At 63.2% G+C, this 661-nt stretch carries 2 protein-coding genes; one reads left to right on the top strand and one right to left on the bottom strand.

Translation table 11 applies throughout. The features are described 5' to 3' along the window. Window positions 1-158: 158 nt before the first annotated feature. The gene (locus AB1L30_RS00990; protein WP_367011467.1) at window positions 159-392 is read right to left on the bottom strand and encodes a hypothetical protein; all 234 of its coding nucleotides are present in this window, start codon (window positions 390-392) and stop codon (window positions 159-161) included. Between the two features lie 5 nt (window positions 393-397). Here AB1L30_RS00990 and AB1L30_RS00995 point away from each other — a divergent pair. Next, on the top strand, window positions 398-661 hold a 264-nt coding region (locus tag AB1L30_RS00995; RefSeq protein ID WP_367011468.1), incomplete at its 3' end, for a hypothetical protein.

Consider the following 661-nt stretch of genomic DNA (forward strand, 5'->3'; position numbering starts at 1 on the left):
GGGAAGCCGCACGAGTCCGGTCGGGCCAGTGGTCCTCGATCCGATCACCGATCCAGTCGATCCCGACTTGCACGAGCAACACAGCCGGAAGCACGAGCACCAGGGCCAGGATTGCGGTGAAGACGACGAGGTCCATCAAGGCTGCTCGCTCCGATCGATCAGGCGACGGCCTCCCCCGGTCGAGCCGGGTCGAGCACCACGGGAGACGCCTTCAACAGGTGCTTGCCCGGTTCGGGGAGCCGCAGGCATGCCAGGCCCGCGAGTAACGAGGAGGCCGCGAAGGTGAGGAACGCCAGTTCCGGCCGACCCAGGTGATTGCTCACGGCCATGATCCCGGCCACGACGTCAAGAAGCAGCCGATGCAATGGGACCTGCGAATTGCGATGGCTCAACTGCTATGTCTGCGAGGCGATTTGCAGCGAGCCGACGGGCATCTGGAAACGCGTCGGATGGTGCTGTCGCCCAGGTCAGCTACGAAGAAGAAGTTCAGCGAGGCCAATCGCCGGAAGCCGAGCCTGCCAAAGAAGCGGCATGGTGGGATCCGACGGGGGCAACCTTGCATAATTCTGAGGCACCCTTGTCCCGGAACAGCCCCTCTCAAAGCGGCGTTTTTAGCTCCGCAGTCGACGCTCGGGTCGAAAAGTTCACCGAAAGCATCAGC

The sequence above is a fragment of the Bremerella sp. JC817 genome, from assembly GCF_040718835.1.
Classification (GTDB): domain Bacteria; phylum Planctomycetota; class Planctomycetia; order Pirellulales; family Pirellulaceae; genus Bremerella.